Origin of the sequence: Pedobacter cryotolerans (assembly GCF_005116475.1) — a bacterium.
Taxonomy (GTDB): domain Bacteria; phylum Bacteroidota; class Bacteroidia; order Sphingobacteriales; family Sphingobacteriaceae; genus Pedobacter; species Pedobacter cryotolerans.
The window spans coordinates 168,562-184,603 of the sequence record NZ_SWBO01000004.1 but is presented as its reverse complement, the minus strand read 5'-3'; the positions used below and the strand labels follow the sequence as shown (position 1 = coordinate 184,603).

Sequence of the window (16,042 nt, the reverse complement as noted above, 5' to 3'; positions counted from 1 at the left end):
CAAATACTTAGTAACGTAAAAGTTTCAATCCTGAAGCAGGTATTCTATTGTTATTTTTATCGATAATGATTAATATTGATTACACACAAAATGAAATCAATATGAAAATTAAATTACTTTTAATGGCCTCATTATGCGCCATCGGGTTTGTTACACATGCACAATTACAAAAGGGAACTACTATTGGAGGCTTAAGTTTTAGTTTTGGTACTTCAAATCAAAACAGCAACTCAATAAATTTAAATTCTCTAGCCATTAACCCCAGAATTGGCTATTTCTTAAACAACAACTTCGTTTTAGGAATGGAGTTTAATTACAGTCTTTCGAAATTAAACGGCGAAAGTTACGAATACTATGATAATGAGATTGGTACAACAATAAGTAGTTTTGGTTTTAAAGAAGAAAACTTTGGTCTTTCCCCTTTTTCCAGATATTACATTCATGTAAAAGAAAACTTCAAGTTCTTTGGTCAAGCAAACCTCAGTTTTCAAATTAATAGTTACAAAAACATTGATGACACTGGTTATTTATATCGCACAGATTATACTTTTAAAGGTTTTGGAGCGAGTTTAAATCCTGGTTTTGCATTTTTACCCACTCAAAAATGGAATATCGAGTTTTCTTTTCCATTAATCAGCTATTTTAATGAAAGAAATACAAATATAGATTACCCTTACAGAAGCAAAAGGAATGTAAAGCTAGTCTTAGATAATTTCACTCCATCATTTGGTGTTAATTTTCATTTTTAATTTCATTAACATAAAAAAGCCGCTGAAATGTAATTATTCTGCAAATCAGCGGCTTTAAATTCTTTATAATCTTAGTTTTTCCGTTCTACTTCTCTATCCATCTCTACAATATTTACTTCCGTAGATTTTGAAAAATCTCCTAGTAAATAATTGTTAAAATAATCAGCTAAACGCCAAAACATGTACTCGGTCATCTCACCAAAACCATGTCGCTGACCAGGAACAATGATGTAGTCAAATCTTTTACCTGCTTTAATTAAGGCGTTAGCTACTCTAATCGAATTTGCCGGATTAACGTTATTGTCCATATCACCATGCATCAATAATAAATGACCTTTTAGATTTTTCGCTAAATCTGCGTTTTTATCAATAGCATATTTAAAAGTGGTATCGCCTTTGGCAGAAACAATTTCTTTTACACCATGGTGTTTTTCGCTCCACCAACGGTTGTAAATGCTATTATCATGATTACCTGCAGCAGAAACAGCCACTTTAAAGAAATCTGGGTAAACCAATAATGCAGCTGTAGACATGAAACCGCCACCAGAGTGACCAGTTATCCCCACCCTATTTACATCAATAAATGAATGTTTATCAGCCAATTGCTCAATTGCAGCTTTTTTATCTGCTAAACCGTAATCACGTAAATTTCCGTAACCGTAAGTATGATACCATTTAGAACGAGCTGGGTGGCCACCTCTGTTACCTACCGTAATTACGATGTAGCCTAATTGTGCCAATCGATCCATTCTATCCATGCTTCTGCCAAAAGATTTGTTTACAGCTTCCGTTTGCGGACCAGGATAAACGTACTCGATAATTGGATATTTTTTAGTTGGATCGAAGTTAAATGGCTTGTACATTACACCATAAATATCCGTTACTCCATCATCAGCTTTAACTTTAAAAGGTTCTGGAAATTTGTAACCAGTTGTCATTAATAACGATAAATCTGCAGTTTCTAATTCCATTAAAATTTTGCCAGAATTATCCATTAATACAGATTTTGGTACTGTATTTACTCTAGAATAATTATCAACAACATATTTCGCTTCATCATTCATGCTTGCAGCATGATCAAAATCACCAGCGTTTAATAATTTCATGCCACTACCATCAAAATTGATGCTGTACAAATGCATAAAATAAGGATCTTCTTTAGCTTCACGGCCATTAGCAGTAAAATAAAGCTTTCTATTTTTTTGGTCGATGTTTACAATGCCTTCGCAATGAAATGCACCAGAAGTGATTTGATTTTTCAACTTTCCATTTCCATCAAACAAATAGAAATGACCCCAACCATCACGCTCACTCCAATGTATAATCTCTTTACCACCATCAATTAACCCAGGGCGTTGAACTTCTACATAAGTATTAAAACGTTCATCAATTATTGGTGTAACTTTTAAAGTGTTGATATCAATAGTACAAACATCGATACGTTTTAAATCTCTGCTGGTGCGAGAAAAGTAGAATTTACTATTATCTCCCATCCAAATTGATGGTCTAAATTCGTTATCTCTATCTTTTACTAAATTTTCTTTACCCCAAGTAGAAATACTCTGATCTTTAAATGCAGTTGTATTAATTGTTTTGTAGGTTTTAGTAGCAAAATTGAACAATATAAACTCGTCAATGGGCGATTCTTTTTCGCCTGGCATTTGATATTTGTAGGTTTCTAAAGTTGGTCTACCAGCAGCAGTACTATTAATTACCCAAAAATCTTTTACCTTTCTAGAGTCTGTTCTATCTAACACAAAATGTTTCGAATCTGGCGACCATAAAACATAAGCACCTCTTCTTTTTTTGTTATTTTTCGCATTCAATTCATTATCCTCACCATCGCCATTGCTACCATAAGAATGAAATTTTTCACCATCTTTTGTTAATTGATGTTCTACAATTGTACTATCATCTTCATTTTTAACAGCTTTTTTATAATTTTCTTTATCCATCCAATACAAATTATAGTTTCGAGAAAAAATAATTGCGGATGAATCTGGAGCTACTGAACCCCAATTTGGTTTAGCTTTTGGCTTTTCGTAATTTTTTACTTCGGTAAGTTTTGCAGTAGCTAAATCGTAGTTAAAAAAGAATATTTTTTTCTGCATCGAATCTGCAGCTTTTTTATCCTTTCTATCTTTTTTTAATTCTTCAATTGTACTCTTTACTTCAAAATTGATACTTTTTTCATCTTTAGCAAACTTTAAATTTTCAATGGGCAAATGTTGCGCATCAAAAGGATCGCGTACTATTAAAGTTATTTCAGCAGCCATTTTATTGTTATCGAACATCAGTTTTTTGCTTCTAACTGCAGGTTCTACTATGTACCATTGTTTGCCATTTGGTGTTTCGTACTGGTACCAAAACCTATTTGTTAATTTTAGCCAATGCGGATCTACTGCTGTAGAGTAAATAATTTTACGAAGTTTTGAAGGCGAAAAACGAGCCGCAGCCTGATAATTTGCTCTTTCTGGTGCTTGCGTTGTTTCTGTAAGCGAAATTGTTTTAGTTTGCGAAAAAGCATCGGCAGTGCTGATGAGCAATACAAATGTGAGTAAAGAGTAGAGTTTCTTCATTGATGTTGATTGAATGTTAAAATAAAAGTCGAATTTATTTATTAAAGCTTATTTTACAGCTATTTAATGTGTAATAAAAAAGATAGAAATTCATCAAAAAACAATTAATAAACAAAATGTTAAATAATTTATCCACAGTGTGGAAGAAAGTTGCATTAATCTATAGCGATTTTATAGTTTTGTAAAATAGATTTACTTATGAATAAGAACTTTTTAACTTTAATTGCTGCAGCTTTAATATTTACTGCTGGCTGTCAATCAAAATCGCAACCTACAGACAAAACTACAACAGATACCACTGAAAATTTAGTTTCAGAAAACACAGCAAACGCAGCAAAAGTTGATGTGAGCAAAGTTAAAGTTGCAGATGCAAAAACAATTTTAGCACGTAAACAAGTACCTATTTTATGTTATCATCAAGTGCGAAACTGGAAAGCAACAGACGGACAAATGGGTAAAGATTATACAGTAGAAATTCAGAATTTTAAAGATCAGATGAAAATGTTAGCTGACAGTGGCTACCACACTATTTTACCCGATCAATTGTATGCTTATTTAAATGAAGGCGCTAAGTTACCATCAAAACCAATTATGTTAACTTTTGATGATACAGTTTTAGATCAATATACGGTAGTAAACCCAACTTTAAAGAAACATGGTTTTAAAGCTGCCTATTTTATCATGACTGTTTCAATTGGCAAACAAGGTAAGTTTGTTAACTACATGAGTAAGGAGCAAATTAAATCGCTTGCTGACGAAGGTAATACAATAGGAAGCCATACTTACGACCATAAAAACTTTAAAAAATACGAAGGCAAAGATTGGGAAGAACAATTAGATAAACCAACTAAAAAATTAGAAGAAATTACTGGTAAAAAGATTGAATATTTTGCATATCCTTTTGGCTTATGGAATGCTGCTGGTATACCAGAATTAAAGAAACGTGGATTTAAAATGGCATTTTCTTTAGCAGATAAACGCGATGAAAAAGATCCTTTGTTTACAGTAAGAAGAATTATTGCCAGCGGATTTTGGAGCCCGAAAACGTTGCATAACAGTATTGTAAAGAGTTTTTAAACGAATTGTCATTCCGAGCCTGCGAGGAATCTCTTTTATGATATTGACTAAAGAGATCCTTCGTTGCACTCTGGATGACAAGTATTTTATGCCACTTCCTTTATCAAATATTTTTTACCATTAAAATCAAAAGAACTTCCTTTTTGTTTACCTAAAAGCATTTTACCTATTGGTGAAACCGCAGATATGGCGAAAATAGTTTCATTATTTAATTGTAACTGACCAGCACTAATACTCAAGTAAAACTTACCCTGATCGGTAATTACTAAACTACCATTTCTGGCAGAGTCAGAAAAAGGAACATCTTTTATAGAGGTTAAAACTCGCTGATTTTCTTCTGCATCAATTAATAGTCTTTTATTTCTATCAATATCTTGCTGCATCATTTCTCTACTGGTTTCGTACTTATCACCAGCACTGCTTTTGGTATCATCATTACTGGCTTCACGAGCCTGTTTTAATGCAGTTTCTGCAGTATTAATTCTTTCGTTAATAAAATTTAAACAAAGTTGATATAGGGATAACTTTAATTCTTGCATATTTATGTGGTTTGAGCAAAATAAATATATCAAAATTTTGGTAGCAAAACTAAAAGCAAAAAATATTTAAGTTAATCCACTGTTAATCAAACATTAACTTTCCATCCAAATTACTTTTTCTTCAATTGGAGTTCTGTTTGCTACAAGCGATGTTTCATTATGGTAGCCCATATAAAACAAACCAATACATTTTTCGTCGCTACTTAGCGAAAGAAAATCTTGCAAATGATCTATTAACGGAGGTGAGCTCCAATAAGCACCAATATTTAACGCCTGAGCAGATAAAGCCATATTTTGCACCGCACAACTTACTGCTGCAAGTTCTTCCCATTCTGGTATTTTGCCAGAAACTTTCATATTTATGGCTATAATGCAAGGTGCTTGTTGGGTTTTAACCGAAAAACTGTCGAATTTCTTTTGCAAAAATTTTTCAGCAGGTATGGTTTTTTTGTAAAATTCGCCAAGTGCCAAGCCTAACTTTGCTTTTGCATTGCCTGTAAGTACTACAAAACGCCAAGGTTCAGTTAGTTTATGTGTTGGTGCATAATTTGCATTTTCCAAAATCTGCTCAATTGCTTCTTTAGGAATTTCTTTTTCGAGATAACTGTCAGGATAAATGCTTCTTCTATGCTTTATAATACTAGTTAAAATTTCTATTGGCGTACTCATTTTTCAAAAATATAATTTTTGGTGTGCAGTTTTAAAAAAGAATTGCTTTATTGCTTTGTTGTTGCATTGTTAAATACTATTTCAATTGTTTTTTAATTTGTTTAACTTTTGCATAAAATGCGATGCTTTCTTTATCAACTAAAAAATTCATGGTTTGTAACAACTCGTCTTTTATCCAATTATGCTTAGTACTTAAATTAGCTAAAATATTTAAACAGTGTGATTTAATGGCTACAGCAACTTCATCATCTATTAACCATGCGAAAACGGTTTCTACTATATCATCGGTTTTAAACTGTTGAACAATTTCTTTTATTTCTTTTTGGGCATTCTTTTTAGTAATTAATGCTAATATTTTTGCGAAATTTCTTCTTGCTGATGAGTTTTGTTGCTGAGGAAAATTTATTAAGAACCAATTGAGGTGAGGAATAAATTTTTGTGGATTAGCCAAGTAAATATTTTCTAAAATCCACGCCGCTCTAAAAGTAACTTCGGGTTTAGGATGGAAGGAAAATTCTAATAACTGCTCAAACAACTCATCATTTTCTAACGCAATTGCAGTTAATTCAATAACTTTTTTCTTAGCTATAGCATTTGCAAGCGTAACTAGTAAAATTTCTGAATGCATAAGTTTTAAAATTAATAAAATTATCCAAAATATAGCTTTTGGGTTTTAAAACAAGCCATAAGAACCAAACTTAAAATTTAAACCCAATTGAAGCGGCAGCCCGAATCCCGATTTTTTTTATCGGGAAAGGCTACAGCGAAAAGTGGGACTAACTTGCCATGAAATACAAACATTAGTTTACAAGTTTAAAAACCTTTCATCTTCTCCCTTCCTACCCTCAACCTTTTTCTGTACCTTTGCACTTTATTTAAAACAATATGATTTCAGTTTCTAACCTATCCCTTCGTTACGGCAAACGCACTCTTTTTGAAGATGTTAACTTAAAATTTAATCAAGGCAATTGTTATGGCGTAATTGGTGCTAACGGCGCTGGTAAGTCTACTTTTTTGAAGATTTTAAGTGGTGAAGTTAACCAAACATCTGGTTCGGTGGCATTTACTCCGGGCGAACGTATGGCGGTTTTAAAACAAAATCACTATGAATTTGATGAAAATACGGTGATTGAAACCGTGATGATGGGCCACAAAGAGCTGTACGACATCATGATTGAAAAAGATGCAATTTACCTAAAAGAAGATTTTAGTGATAAAGATGGCGAGCGTGCTGGCGAATTAGAAAATATTTTTGCCGAAAAAGATGGCTGGAATATGGAAAGTAATGCCGCAACTTTATTGAGCAACCTGGGCATTAAAGAAGAGTACCATTATAAACAATTAAAAGAGCTTGACGGTAACCAAAAAGTACGTGTTTTATTGGCACAGGCTTTATTTGGTAATCCTGATATTTTATTATTAGATGAGCCTACCAACGATTTGGACATTGATACGATTGCGTGGCTAGAGAACTTTTTGGCTGATTATCAAGCGATTGTTTTAGTAGTAAGTCACGATAGGCACTTTTTAGATGCGGTTTGTACCCACATTGTGGATATTGACTTTAGCAAAATGAGCATTTACACGGGTAACTATACTTTCTGGTACGAAAGTAGCCAATTGGCGTTAAAACAACGTAGCGATCAGAACAAAAAACTGGAAGAAAAAGTAAAAGAATTACAAGAATTTATACAGCGTTTTAGTGCAAATGCTTCGAAAAGTAAGCAGGCAACTTCGCGTAAAAAAGCGTTAGATAAAATAGATATTTCTGAAATTAAAGCATCGAGCAGAAAATACCCTGCAATTTTGTTTAACAATTTAGGTAGAGAAGCTGGCGATCAAATTTTACAGGTAGAAGGATTAACCAAAGTTGGTAACGATGGAGAAGTTTTGTTTAAAAACGTAAACTTTATGGTTAACAAAGGCGATAAAGTGGCAGTTATTTCTCAAAACAGTTTAGCTACTACCGCTTTTTACAATGTACTTTCTGGCAGAGATAAAGATTTTACTGGCGAATTTAAATTTGGCGTAACGATTAGTCCTGCTGATATACCTAACGATAACTCTGATTATTTTGAAGGCAAAGATGAGAACTTGGTAGATTGGTTGCGTGAATATTCGGGCACCGATGCTGATGAACAATTTGTAAGAAGCTTTTTAGGCAGAATGCTATTTTCTGGCGAGGAAGTACTTAAAAACGTAAAAGTTTTATCCGGAGGTGAGAAAATGCGTTGTATGTTTTCGAGAATGATGTTGCAACATGCCAACTTCTTGATGTTTGATGAACCAACCAATCACTTGGATTTGGAATCGATTACTGCATTAAACAATGGAATGAAGGATTTTAAAGGAACAGCTTTGTTTACTTCACGAGATCATGCTTTAACAGAATCTGTTGCTACAAGAATTATTGAAATTACACCAAAAGGCAGCATTGATAGAATGATGACTTACGATGATTACATTAACAATGAAGATGTAGCAAAGCTGAGGGAAGAAATGTATAAATAGTTAATTTATTTATCAGTTTAGATAATTTTTTACTTATTAAGTAAATTTCGTAAAAGAGTTTTGAACCTATTCAAAACTCTTTTTTATTTTAGTTATATTTAGTTTGTAGTTTAAATTATCAATGCCATGAGCAACCCAAAACCGTACCCAACAGAGGAGGAATTACCTAGCTACTCTACTGTAAATGACATAGATTTTTCTGCAACTTATAGCTATGCAGATTACATGCGGTTTACGTTTGATGAAAGAATGGAATTGATTAAAGGTCGTCTTTTTCAGATGAGACCAGCACCTTCTAGGTATCATCAAAAATCTTTTGGCAGTATCCATAATTCTCTCTATAATTTTTTAGAAGGACATAAATGCGAAGTTTACGGTGCGCCATTTGATGTTAGATTACCAAGAAAAAGCAAAGAAGATGCAGCTATTTTTACTGTTGTACAGCCAGATATTGTTGTAGTTTGCAATCCTGAAAAATTAGATAAAAGAGGCTGTATTGGTGCTCCAGATATTGTTGTAGAAATACTTTCGCCAGGGAATAACAAAAAAGAGCTAAAGTTTAAATATGAAGTTTACGAAGAAGCTGGCGTTAAGGAATATTGGATTGTAAGCATAAGCGATCAAACATTTTTTAAATATATTTTAGGTAATGATGGCAAATTTGAGCCTACGAGATTATTAGTTGGAGGAGAAAAAGTTACTACTCCAATTTTACCAGGATATGAGCTTGATTTAGAAAAGGTGTTTAATTTTTAAAGTTCGCCATCCTCTTCTTCTTTCAAAATTTTGTAATCAGATTTTTCATCATTCTTAAATAATTTACCAAAAAGCATAAGATGAAATGGCCCGGTTCTTAAATATAAATCTCTAGCATCTTCATTTTTACCGTATTTCCTCTTGTATCGTAAAGTTTTATACAACACATATAAATAATAACAAAACAGTAAAGAAGCACATAAGATCAACAATAAAAATTTGATTTCCATAACAATTAGTTTATAGCTAATATACTGATTAAATTACCTATACCAAATCATAAAGCTTTAGTAAGTAACATTCAAACTATAATTCAGCATTTAAATTTTCAGATATCTCTTCACTCCTTAACAATTTATTTTAATGAAAGAATTTGCAATTATTAGGGTATATACTAATTTTTAAATAACTTCATCAACTAATTTATTTGTTTTGATGAGCAATAAACCAACAACAATTAAAGAAATAGCTGCAATACTCAATGTTTCCGTATCAACGGTTTCTAGGGCATTGCATAATCATCCTAGCATTGGCATTACCACACAACAAAAAGTCCAAAAACTTGCAAAAGAGTTAAATTACGAACCCAATCAAAGTGCTATTTTTTTTCAAAAAGGTAAAACATCAACCATAGGATTAATCTTACCCGAACTTTCAGAAGCTTTCTTTTCATCGGCTGTTAGCGCTATTGAAGATTTAGCCTATCAAAAAAACTACACCGTGCTTATTGCTCAATCACATGATGATGAACAACGAGAAAAACAATTGATAGAAATGATGAAAAATCATCGAGTTGATGGATTAATCGTTTCTGTTGCTAAAACAACTTCTAATTTCGATCATTTTGAAGTGCTTGAAAGATACGGCATTCCAATTGTTTTTTTCGATAGAATACCTCCCATAAAAAATATCCATTCGGTTGCTTGCAATATGGAAACTGGAACTATAGCAGCCGTTACTTATCTCTTGCAAATAGGACACCGTTGCATTGGTATGATTAACGGACCAGCTACACTTGCCGCAAGTGAAGAACGTAAAAAAGGATATTTTGAAGCAATTACCAAAAATAGATTAAAGTTTGATGGCAGTTTGGTTGTGAGTTGCGACTTAACCGAAAAAGGCACACAAGAAGCTTTAGATAAATTATTATCGAACAAAAGGAGGCCAACTGCTATTGTTACCTTTAACGATTACAATGCGCTTTACGCCATAAAACATGCCAGAAAACTAAACATCAATTTAGATAAAGACCTCAAGTTTGTAAGCTATGCGAATTTGCCACTCATTAATTATATGGATTATGTGCCTATTGCATCTGTAGAACAATTCCCAGCGTTGCAAGGGCAAAAAGCTGCCGAAATTTTATTCGAATTGCTGAAGAATAAAACAACCTCATCAGATATTTTTTATCACAAGGTAACTATCGAATCTGAATTAATTGTAAATCAACTAAACAGACAAGAATAATTTAAAATTGCAAAAAGATAGCGCAAACGTTTGTGCAGAGAAAGTAATTTTGTAATAATTAGCTTTGATAAAAGCGGCAATGACATGTTAAAAGACACTCTTCAACAATTTAATTTAAATTACGATGATTACCAGATTAGTACTTTTGGTTCGGGATTAATCAATAAAACCTATAAGCTTACAGCAAAACAAGGCACAGAATCATACATTCTTCAACAGATTAATAAAAGCGTTTTTAAATCGCCACTCTTAGTCACAAAAAACATCCAAAATGTTGGAGAATATCTATTAGGCAAATATCCAAATTACTTATTCGTTGGCTTAATACCATCTCTAAATGGCGAATTTTCTGTAAAAGATACGGATGGTGAGTTTTATAAATTATCAAAATTTATTAAAAATTCTTTAACGATAAATACAGTTGATAATTGTAAGCAAGCTCATGAAGCTGCACTTAAATTTGGCGAATTTACCTCGCTTTTAAAAGATTTTGACATTAATGATCTTCATTATACACTCACAAATTTCCATAACCTAACTTTTAGATTTGAAGAATTTGAAAAACAACTATCCACAGCAGATAAAGTTAGATTAATAGCCGCCAAAGATGCAATTGATTTAATTTACAAGCACCAAAACATAGTAGATACCTATAATGAGATTGTTAAGAACAATTTAATTCCTATACGGGTGGTTCATCACGATACTAAGATTAACAACATTTTATTTGATGAATTTAACTCTGGCTTATGTGTTATTGATTTAGATACCATTATGCCTGGCTATTACATTAGCGATTTGGGCGATATGTTTAGAACATATTTATGCCCGGTTGATGAAGAAGAACAAGATCTAACTAAAATAAAAATTAGAGCTGATATTTTTATCGCAATTGCAACAGGATATTTAAAAAAGATGGGTGAGATGCTCACACCATCAGAAAAAAGATTATTTGTTTATGCTGGAAAATTTATGATCTACATGCAGGCCATTAGATTTTTAACAGATTTTTTAGCGAATGATGAATACTATGGTGAAAAATACCCCGGACATAATTTAGCGAGAGCAAAAAATCAATTAACACTTTTAGAGCAATACGTCTCATCATCAAGTTTGTTTGAGAAAATGGTTGCCGATGAACTTGGAAAAGCTGTTGCTGTCCAATAATTTTCTGAAAAAAGAAGAAGCTGTATCAAAATTCAAAAAGAAATATCGAAAACGAAATTAAATTTCGTAGCTTTTCCTACTTATAATTTCAATTTAATTTTTAGCTGTTTTTGTCAGTCTGAGCGTAGTCGAAGACTTTATAATGCGCTCCGACTACGCTCAGCGTGACAGTCTATGAAATTAAATTTGCATAGATTTTAGTGAAAATGCTTTATGAGACAACCTCATTTCAATTTATTGAGATGACTTTGATTACGGCAATTGATTAAAATCTATTACCGGAGTTTTATTTTTGGCTGGTTTGGTAAACAAACTATTTAAACTTGTGCTTTCGTTATAAAAGCCTCCATTTCGCAAAAAGAATTTACCATCTCTTATTCCACCAGAAAAATCATTCCTGAAATTAATTCGAGCAATATTATCACCAGTAAATTTTGCTACATTTAACTCTTTCCAAACACCAGTTTCAGAACGCACCCAAGCATTATCATAATTTGCAATTCTAGTTAAATATCCTTTGGTATTGTTAAAATTCTCTAAAAATGAATGCATTCTTTTTAAATAAGTTTGCGTTTTCGGACGTTTAAATGAAGCTATAATTTGCCAACTATTTAACTCAGGGGCATAAAAATAAGCTGTATATATGGTATAATTATCGGTAGTGGGTTGCCCTTTAAGTAAAAATTTATAAGTTGTCTCTGGTTTCCAGTTGTAAACTAAATAACTCTGCCCGCCAGAACCTTCATTGCCAAATTCACCGGTTTTTACATTTGCTCCCTTTTTTAGTAGGATAATTTTCTCGTCATCTGGAATAGCACTTGGGTTATCAGTTTTAAACGGGCTCCAAACAGAAAACAAAACTCTTCTTTCTGAAGCAGAATTTACCTGAATGCCAAAATAACCCTCTGCAAAACCATTAGCCATAAAATAAGACCCTACAACATCTCCACCAGCAGGAATAGTTAATTCATTGTAAAACCATTCTGCATTAAATTCAGTTGGCGCTTGATAGGCAAGATGAACCGAAGGCCCTCTTCTACCCCAATAATAATTACTTGATTCATTATCTTTAACGTAAATTAAGTTATCGGTAACTTTATTTCCTTGCAAAACTAAATCGGTTACGTTACCAAAATTTACTCCTGTTTTAGTAATTCCTTGCAAATCAACTTTAACATATCCTTTCACATTAATTTCAAATTCGCCAATACTTACGGTATCAAAACCTGTATTTGTGAGCTTTTTAATTATAGTTTGCCCACCAATAGAAACTTTGATTTCGCTCAAAGAACCCTCATCTACTTTAGCTCTTAAGTATAAATTTACCTTACCAATATCTTGTACCTTGAAATAAACACTTACTACCGTATTTGCATTAGTCCAATTTGTTAAACCTGTTGCACCTCGATCATCAATTTTTTCAGTAAATGAATTATCACTTGTGGTTATGTAAGCATTGCCACCCAAAGGGATAGTTACTTTTTGGCCTTCAGCTACATTATTCACAACTATAGTTGGTGTAGCATCTGTCTTAATCAGCTTTAAATTTTCATTTTTTGAACAAGAAAAAATTGCAACAATGCTAGCGATACAGGTGAGGTATTTGATCATAATTTTTAGTTTGTACACAAGTTAAATCAATATTTAAATTACACTGCTCATTTTGTTAGCACAAACGTTTGCACAATGTCTTATCAAATTAGCAATTTATTTTGTCTGATCAATTGACTAGTTAAAACACGTAGTGAAGAAAAAAAATGTGACTAAAAACTCTTAAGAAAAGTTAATTTAGAAGGTTTTAATGCATGTTATTCCAAATAAAAAGCCAGAATGCAAACGTTTGTTCGATATTTAAACAAACGTACAATTTTTGGTAGTAGCAAATACTTTACATGCTTAACTACTCATTTCATATCTATCTATTACTTTTGTAGCATCAAAAAAACTAATCAAATTAGATGATTTCGATCAAATCTGTTTCACATACCTACAACGGCGCCCAACAAATTAGTTTTAAAGATTGGGAAATAAATAATGGCGAACAATGGTTGCTTTTAGGTCAATCTGGAAGTGGAAAAACTACACTACTGCACATTTTAACTGGTATTTTAAAACCTACACAAGGTGAAGTAAATATTGATCAAACCTCAATCTATCAACTTTCGTCAAAAGCTTTAGATCAGTTTAGAGGACAAAAAATTGGCATCATTTTTCAAAAACCACATTTAATTAAAAGTTTAAGCATAGCCGAAAATTTAACCATGGCGCAAAGTTTCGCTAAATTACCAGAAGATTTAAACAGAGTTGATGAAGTTTTAACCTCATTAGGGATTGCCGATAAAAGAGCTGCATATCCAAGCGAGTTAAGTCAGGGGCAATTGCAACGTGTTTCTATTGCTAGAGCGGTAATAAATAAACCAACTTTACTGATAGCTGATGAACCTACATCTAGTCTAGATGATGAAAATGCCGCAGCAGTTTTACAATTATTAATGCATCAATCTGGTTTAAACCAAGCAACTTTGGTTGTAGCTACCCACGATAAAAGAGTTAAAGACGCATTTACAAACACCTATAGTTTAACATGAGCCCATTAAAAATAAGTTGGAAAAGCATTTGGTCTAAACCATTATCGGCGTCGTTAAATATCATGTTAATTGCTTTCGGCACAGGTATTTTAACCATTTTGCTATTGGCATCAACTCAAATAGAAGAAAAATTAAACAATAATTCTAAAGATATTGATTTGGTTGTTGGCGCAAAAGGTAGTCCGCTGCAATTAATTTTAAGCAGCATTTATTACATCGATTTTCCTACTGGAAATATCCCTTTAACAGAAGCCAACAAACTAGCTAAAAACCCATTTGTAAAAAGAGCAACTCCCCTAGCTTTGGGCGATAATTTTGATGGCGTGCGAATTGTAGGTACCGATAGCAATTTCATCAGCCTTTATGGCTTAAAAATACAAAGTGGAAAATTTTGGAAAGCCGATTTAGAAGCTACAATTGGATCTGCAGTAGCCAATGAAAAGAATTTAAAAGTTGGCGATACATTTTTTGGTGCACATGGTTTAACCGAAAACAAAGACCAACACAAAGACCACGAGTATAAAGTTGTGGGTATTTTAACACCGCAAGGCAACGTTACAGACAACCTTATTTTAACCAACATTGGCAGCGTTTGGAAAATGCATGAAGAACATGAAGAACCTCTCGAACATGAAGAAGGCGAAGTACATGACCATGAAAAAGAAGAAGCCGAGGCGATGGAAAGTAGAGAAATCACTTCCTTATTAATTCAATATCGTTCTTACATGGCGGTTGCTATATTTCCTCAAATGGTAAACCAAACTACCAATATGCAAGCTGCTAGTCCGGCACAAGAAAGCACCAGGCTTTTCTCTTTAATTGGTGTTGGAGTAGATACTTTGCAATGGTTTGCTGTTTTAATCATGCTTATTGCAGCTATTAGTGTTTTTGTTAACCTATACAATTCTTTAAAAGAACGCAGTTATGATTTAGCTATCATGAGAACTTTGGGTGCCTCACGAACCAAATTATTTGTAATTGTGATACTAGAAGGACTTTTATTAACCATTGCTGGTACAATTATTGGAATAGCTTTAGGGCATTTAGGCTTAGAAATGATAGCAAATTATCAAGATAGCACTCAGGCAAAATTAACAGGTAGTATTTTTATTACAAGCGAACTCTACTTATTGCTTGCTGGATTAGGTATTGGTATATTTGCAGCTATAATTCCGGCATTGCAGGCCTACAAATCAAATATTTCTAAAATATTGGCAAAGAATTAAAACACACATCAAATGAAAAAAATTAGTTTAATCATCTTATTATTAGCAGGTTTTGGCTTCGGTGCAAAAGCACAGCATGATCCTAGCGACCAAATTTTTTCGAGCAATTGGGATGTAATTGGTAGTGTAGATTTTAAAACTGTAAAAGACACCGAAATGTACGCCATATTTGGTAACGATATTAAAAAACACGCCAATAAACCTTTTGAATTAGAAGGTTACATTGTACCAATTAAAGATGGCATGAAACAAACTAAGTTTATGCTAAGCACTTTACCCATTAACCAATGCTTTTATTGCGGTAAAAACGGTGTGCCAATTATGGTGCAAGTAGAATTAAAAGAACCTGTAAAATTTACCTACCAAACGGTTAGGGTAAAAGGCATATTAAAATTAAGTACTGCTAATGCAATGGATACCTCTCCTATTAGTTTAGTAGCAGGTACAGCTTTATAAATTTTATTGAAAACGAATGTAAGTTTTCCATTGGTTGGCGAAGCCCCGCTTTACTTTCTGCTCCCGAAGAAAAATTGGGAGCATTCATCCAATCGGGTTTAATTTACAAAGGATAGTGTAGGAAACTTCCGTTTACCTGCAATATCATTACGATTGCCAGTTGAGCTCGGAATGACGCAAACTCTGCAACCCCTCATAGCTAAACAAGCTTAAGTTTAATAAACCCGATAGTAGTGGATGCCGATTTTTCCAGAAGAA

15 protein-coding genes are annotated in these 16,042 nt (G+C 32.9%); 9 read left to right on the top strand and 6 right to left on the bottom strand.

The window, feature by feature from the left end:
- The first annotated feature begins 101 nt into the window (after window positions 1-101).
- Window positions 102-749, top strand: a complete 648-nt coding sequence (locus tag FA045_RS08685; RefSeq protein ID WP_169305036.1) for an outer membrane beta-barrel protein — start codon at window positions 102-104, stop codon at window positions 747-749.
- Between the two features lie 71 nt (window positions 750-820).
- On the opposite strand, the gene FA045_RS08680 is transcribed toward FA045_RS08685, so the two are convergent.
- The gene (locus FA045_RS08680) at window positions 821-3,328 is read right to left on the bottom strand and encodes a S9 family peptidase (RefSeq protein ID WP_136876560.1); all 2,508 of its coding nucleotides are present in this window, start codon (window positions 3,326-3,328) and stop codon (window positions 821-823) included.
- Between the two features lie 198 nt (window positions 3,329-3,526).
- Here FA045_RS08680 and FA045_RS08675 point away from each other — a divergent pair, with 198 nt between their 5' ends.
- Window positions 3,527-4,405, top strand: a complete 879-nt coding sequence (locus FA045_RS08675; RefSeq protein ID WP_136876558.1) for a polysaccharide deacetylase family protein — start codon at window positions 3,527-3,529, stop codon at window positions 4,403-4,405.
- Between the two features lie 86 nt (window positions 4,406-4,491).
- Here the strand turns inward: FA045_RS08675 and FA045_RS08670 are convergent, their stop codons facing one another.
- The 3 genes from FA045_RS08670 to FA045_RS08660 all read right to left on the bottom strand — a co-directional run bounded on the left by FA045_RS08670 (window position 4,492) and on the right by FA045_RS08660 (window position 6,241).
- The gene (locus FA045_RS08670) at window positions 4,492-4,944 is read right to left on the bottom strand and encodes a 3-oxoacyl-ACP synthase (RefSeq protein ID WP_136876556.1); all 453 of its coding nucleotides are present in this window, start codon (window positions 4,942-4,944) and stop codon (window positions 4,492-4,494) included.
- Window positions 4,945-5,037: 93 nt separating this feature from the next.
- The gene (locus tag FA045_RS08665; protein ID WP_136876554.1) at window positions 5,038-5,613 is read right to left on the bottom strand and encodes a nitroreductase family protein; all 576 of its coding nucleotides are present in this window, start codon (window positions 5,611-5,613) and stop codon (window positions 5,038-5,040) included.
- A 76-nt stretch (window positions 5,614-5,689) separates the two neighbouring features.
- The gene (locus tag FA045_RS08660) at window positions 5,690-6,241 is read right to left on the bottom strand and encodes a hypothetical protein (RefSeq protein WP_136876552.1); all 552 of its coding nucleotides are present in this window, start codon (window positions 6,239-6,241) and stop codon (window positions 5,690-5,692) included.
- Window positions 6,242-6,498: 257 nt separating this feature from the next.
- Between FA045_RS08660 and FA045_RS08655 the strand changes: the two genes are divergently transcribed.
- Together FA045_RS08655 and FA045_RS08650 are read left to right on the top strand one after the other, a co-directional pair.
- Complete coding sequence (locus FA045_RS08655; RefSeq protein ID WP_136876550.1) at window positions 6,499-8,124, top strand: ABC-F family ATP-binding cassette domain-containing protein; 1,626 nt, start codon at window positions 6,499-6,501, stop codon at window positions 8,122-8,124.
- A 126-nt stretch (window positions 8,125-8,250) separates the two neighbouring features.
- Window positions 8,251-8,880: a Uma2 family endonuclease gene (locus FA045_RS08650; protein WP_136876548.1), complete on the top strand. Its 630-nt coding sequence runs from the start codon at window positions 8,251-8,253 to the stop codon at window positions 8,878-8,880.
- Here FA045_RS08650 and FA045_RS08645 read toward each other — a convergent pair.
- Window positions 8,877-9,110: a hypothetical protein gene (locus tag FA045_RS08645; RefSeq protein WP_136876546.1), complete on the bottom strand. Its 234-nt coding sequence runs from the start codon at window positions 9,108-9,110 to the stop codon at window positions 8,877-8,879. The two genes, FA045_RS08650 and FA045_RS08645, sit on opposite strands and share 4 nt — an antisense overlap.
- A gap of 205 nt (window positions 9,111-9,315) precedes the next feature.
- On the opposite strand from FA045_RS08645, the gene FA045_RS08640 reads away from it, so the two are divergent.
- A complete protein-coding gene (locus FA045_RS08640; protein WP_136876544.1) occupies window positions 9,316-10,347 on the top strand; it encodes a LacI family DNA-binding transcriptional regulator in 1,032 nt (343 codons plus the stop codon).
- Between the two features lie 84 nt (window positions 10,348-10,431).
- Window positions 10,432-11,514, top strand: a complete 1,083-nt coding sequence (locus tag FA045_RS08635) for a phosphotransferase enzyme family protein (protein ID WP_136876542.1) — start codon at window positions 10,432-10,434, stop codon at window positions 11,512-11,514.
- 252 nt (window positions 11,515-11,766) lie between these two features.
- Here the strand turns inward: FA045_RS08635 and FA045_RS08630 are convergent, their stop codons facing one another.
- Entirely contained in the window at window positions 11,767-13,125 is a 1,359-nt protein-coding gene (locus FA045_RS08630; protein WP_136876540.1) for a DUF3472 domain-containing protein, read from the bottom strand.
- Window positions 13,126-13,472: 347 nt separating this feature from the next.
- On the opposite strand from FA045_RS08630, the gene FA045_RS08625 reads away from it, so the two are divergent.
- From FA045_RS08625 to FA045_RS08615, 3 genes are read left to right on the top strand one after another with little or no spacing between them, the layout of a single operon-like run.
- The gene (locus FA045_RS08625) at window positions 13,473-14,102 is read left to right on the top strand and encodes an ABC transporter ATP-binding protein (RefSeq protein ID WP_136876538.1); all 630 of its coding nucleotides are present in this window, start codon (window positions 13,473-13,475) and stop codon (window positions 14,100-14,102) included.
- Complete coding sequence (locus FA045_RS08620; protein ID WP_136876536.1) at window positions 14,099-15,328, top strand: ABC transporter permease; 1,230 nt, start codon at window positions 14,099-14,101, stop codon at window positions 15,326-15,328. Before FA045_RS08625 ends, FA045_RS08620 begins: the two co-directional genes overlap by 4 nt.
- Window positions 15,329-15,340: 12 nt before the next feature.
- Complete coding sequence (locus FA045_RS08615) at window positions 15,341-15,784, top strand: hypothetical protein (protein WP_136876534.1); 444 nt, start codon at window positions 15,341-15,343, stop codon at window positions 15,782-15,784.
- Window positions 15,785-16,042: the final 258 nt, after the last annotated feature.

Bases quoted from the DNA above. Each gene is read 5' to 3' on its own strand.
- FA045_RS08670 (WP_136876556.1), bottom strand. From the start codon at position 4,944: ATGCAAGAATTAAAGTTATCCCTATATCAACTTTGTTTAAATTTTATT.
- FA045_RS08620 (WP_136876536.1), top strand. From the start codon at position 14,099: ATGAGCCCATTAAAAATAAGTTGGAAAAGCATTTGGTCTAAACCATTA.
- FA045_RS08645 (WP_136876546.1), bottom strand. From the start codon at position 9,110: ATGGAAATCAAATTTTTATTGTTGATCTTATGTGCTTCTTTACTGTTT.
- FA045_RS08650 (WP_136876548.1), top strand. From the start codon at position 8,251: ATGAGCAACCCAAAACCGTACCCAACAGAGGAGGAATTACCTAGCTAC.
- FA045_RS08685 (WP_169305036.1), top strand. From the start codon at position 102: ATGAAAATTAAATTACTTTTAATGGCCTCATTATGCGCCATCGGGTTT.
- FA045_RS08675 (WP_136876558.1), top strand. From the start codon at position 3,527: ATGAATAAGAACTTTTTAACTTTAATTGCTGCAGCTTTAATATTTACT.
- FA045_RS08615 (WP_136876534.1), top strand. From the start codon at position 15,341: ATGAAAAAAATTAGTTTAATCATCTTATTATTAGCAGGTTTTGGCTTC.
- FA045_RS08680 (WP_136876560.1), bottom strand. From the start codon at position 3,328: ATGAAGAAACTCTACTCTTTACTCACATTTGTATTGCTCATCAGCACT.
- FA045_RS08640 (WP_136876544.1), top strand. From the start codon at position 9,316: ATGAGCAATAAACCAACAACAATTAAAGAAATAGCTGCAATACTCAAT.
- FA045_RS08625 (WP_136876538.1), top strand. From the start codon at position 13,473: ATGATTTCGATCAAATCTGTTTCACATACCTACAACGGCGCCCAACAA.
- FA045_RS08630 (WP_136876540.1), bottom strand. From the start codon at position 13,125: ATGATCAAATACCTCACCTGTATCGCTAGCATTGTTGCAATTTTTTCT.
- FA045_RS08635 (WP_136876542.1), top strand. From the start codon at position 10,432: ATGTTAAAAGACACTCTTCAACAATTTAATTTAAATTACGATGATTAC.
- FA045_RS08655 (WP_136876550.1), top strand. From the start codon at position 6,499: ATGATTTCAGTTTCTAACCTATCCCTTCGTTACGGCAAACGCACTCTT.
- FA045_RS08665 (WP_136876554.1), bottom strand. From the start codon at position 5,613: ATGAGTACGCCAATAGAAATTTTAACTAGTATTATAAAGCATAGAAGA.
- FA045_RS08660 (WP_136876552.1), bottom strand. From the start codon at position 6,241: ATGCATTCAGAAATTTTACTAGTTACGCTTGCAAATGCTATAGCTAAG.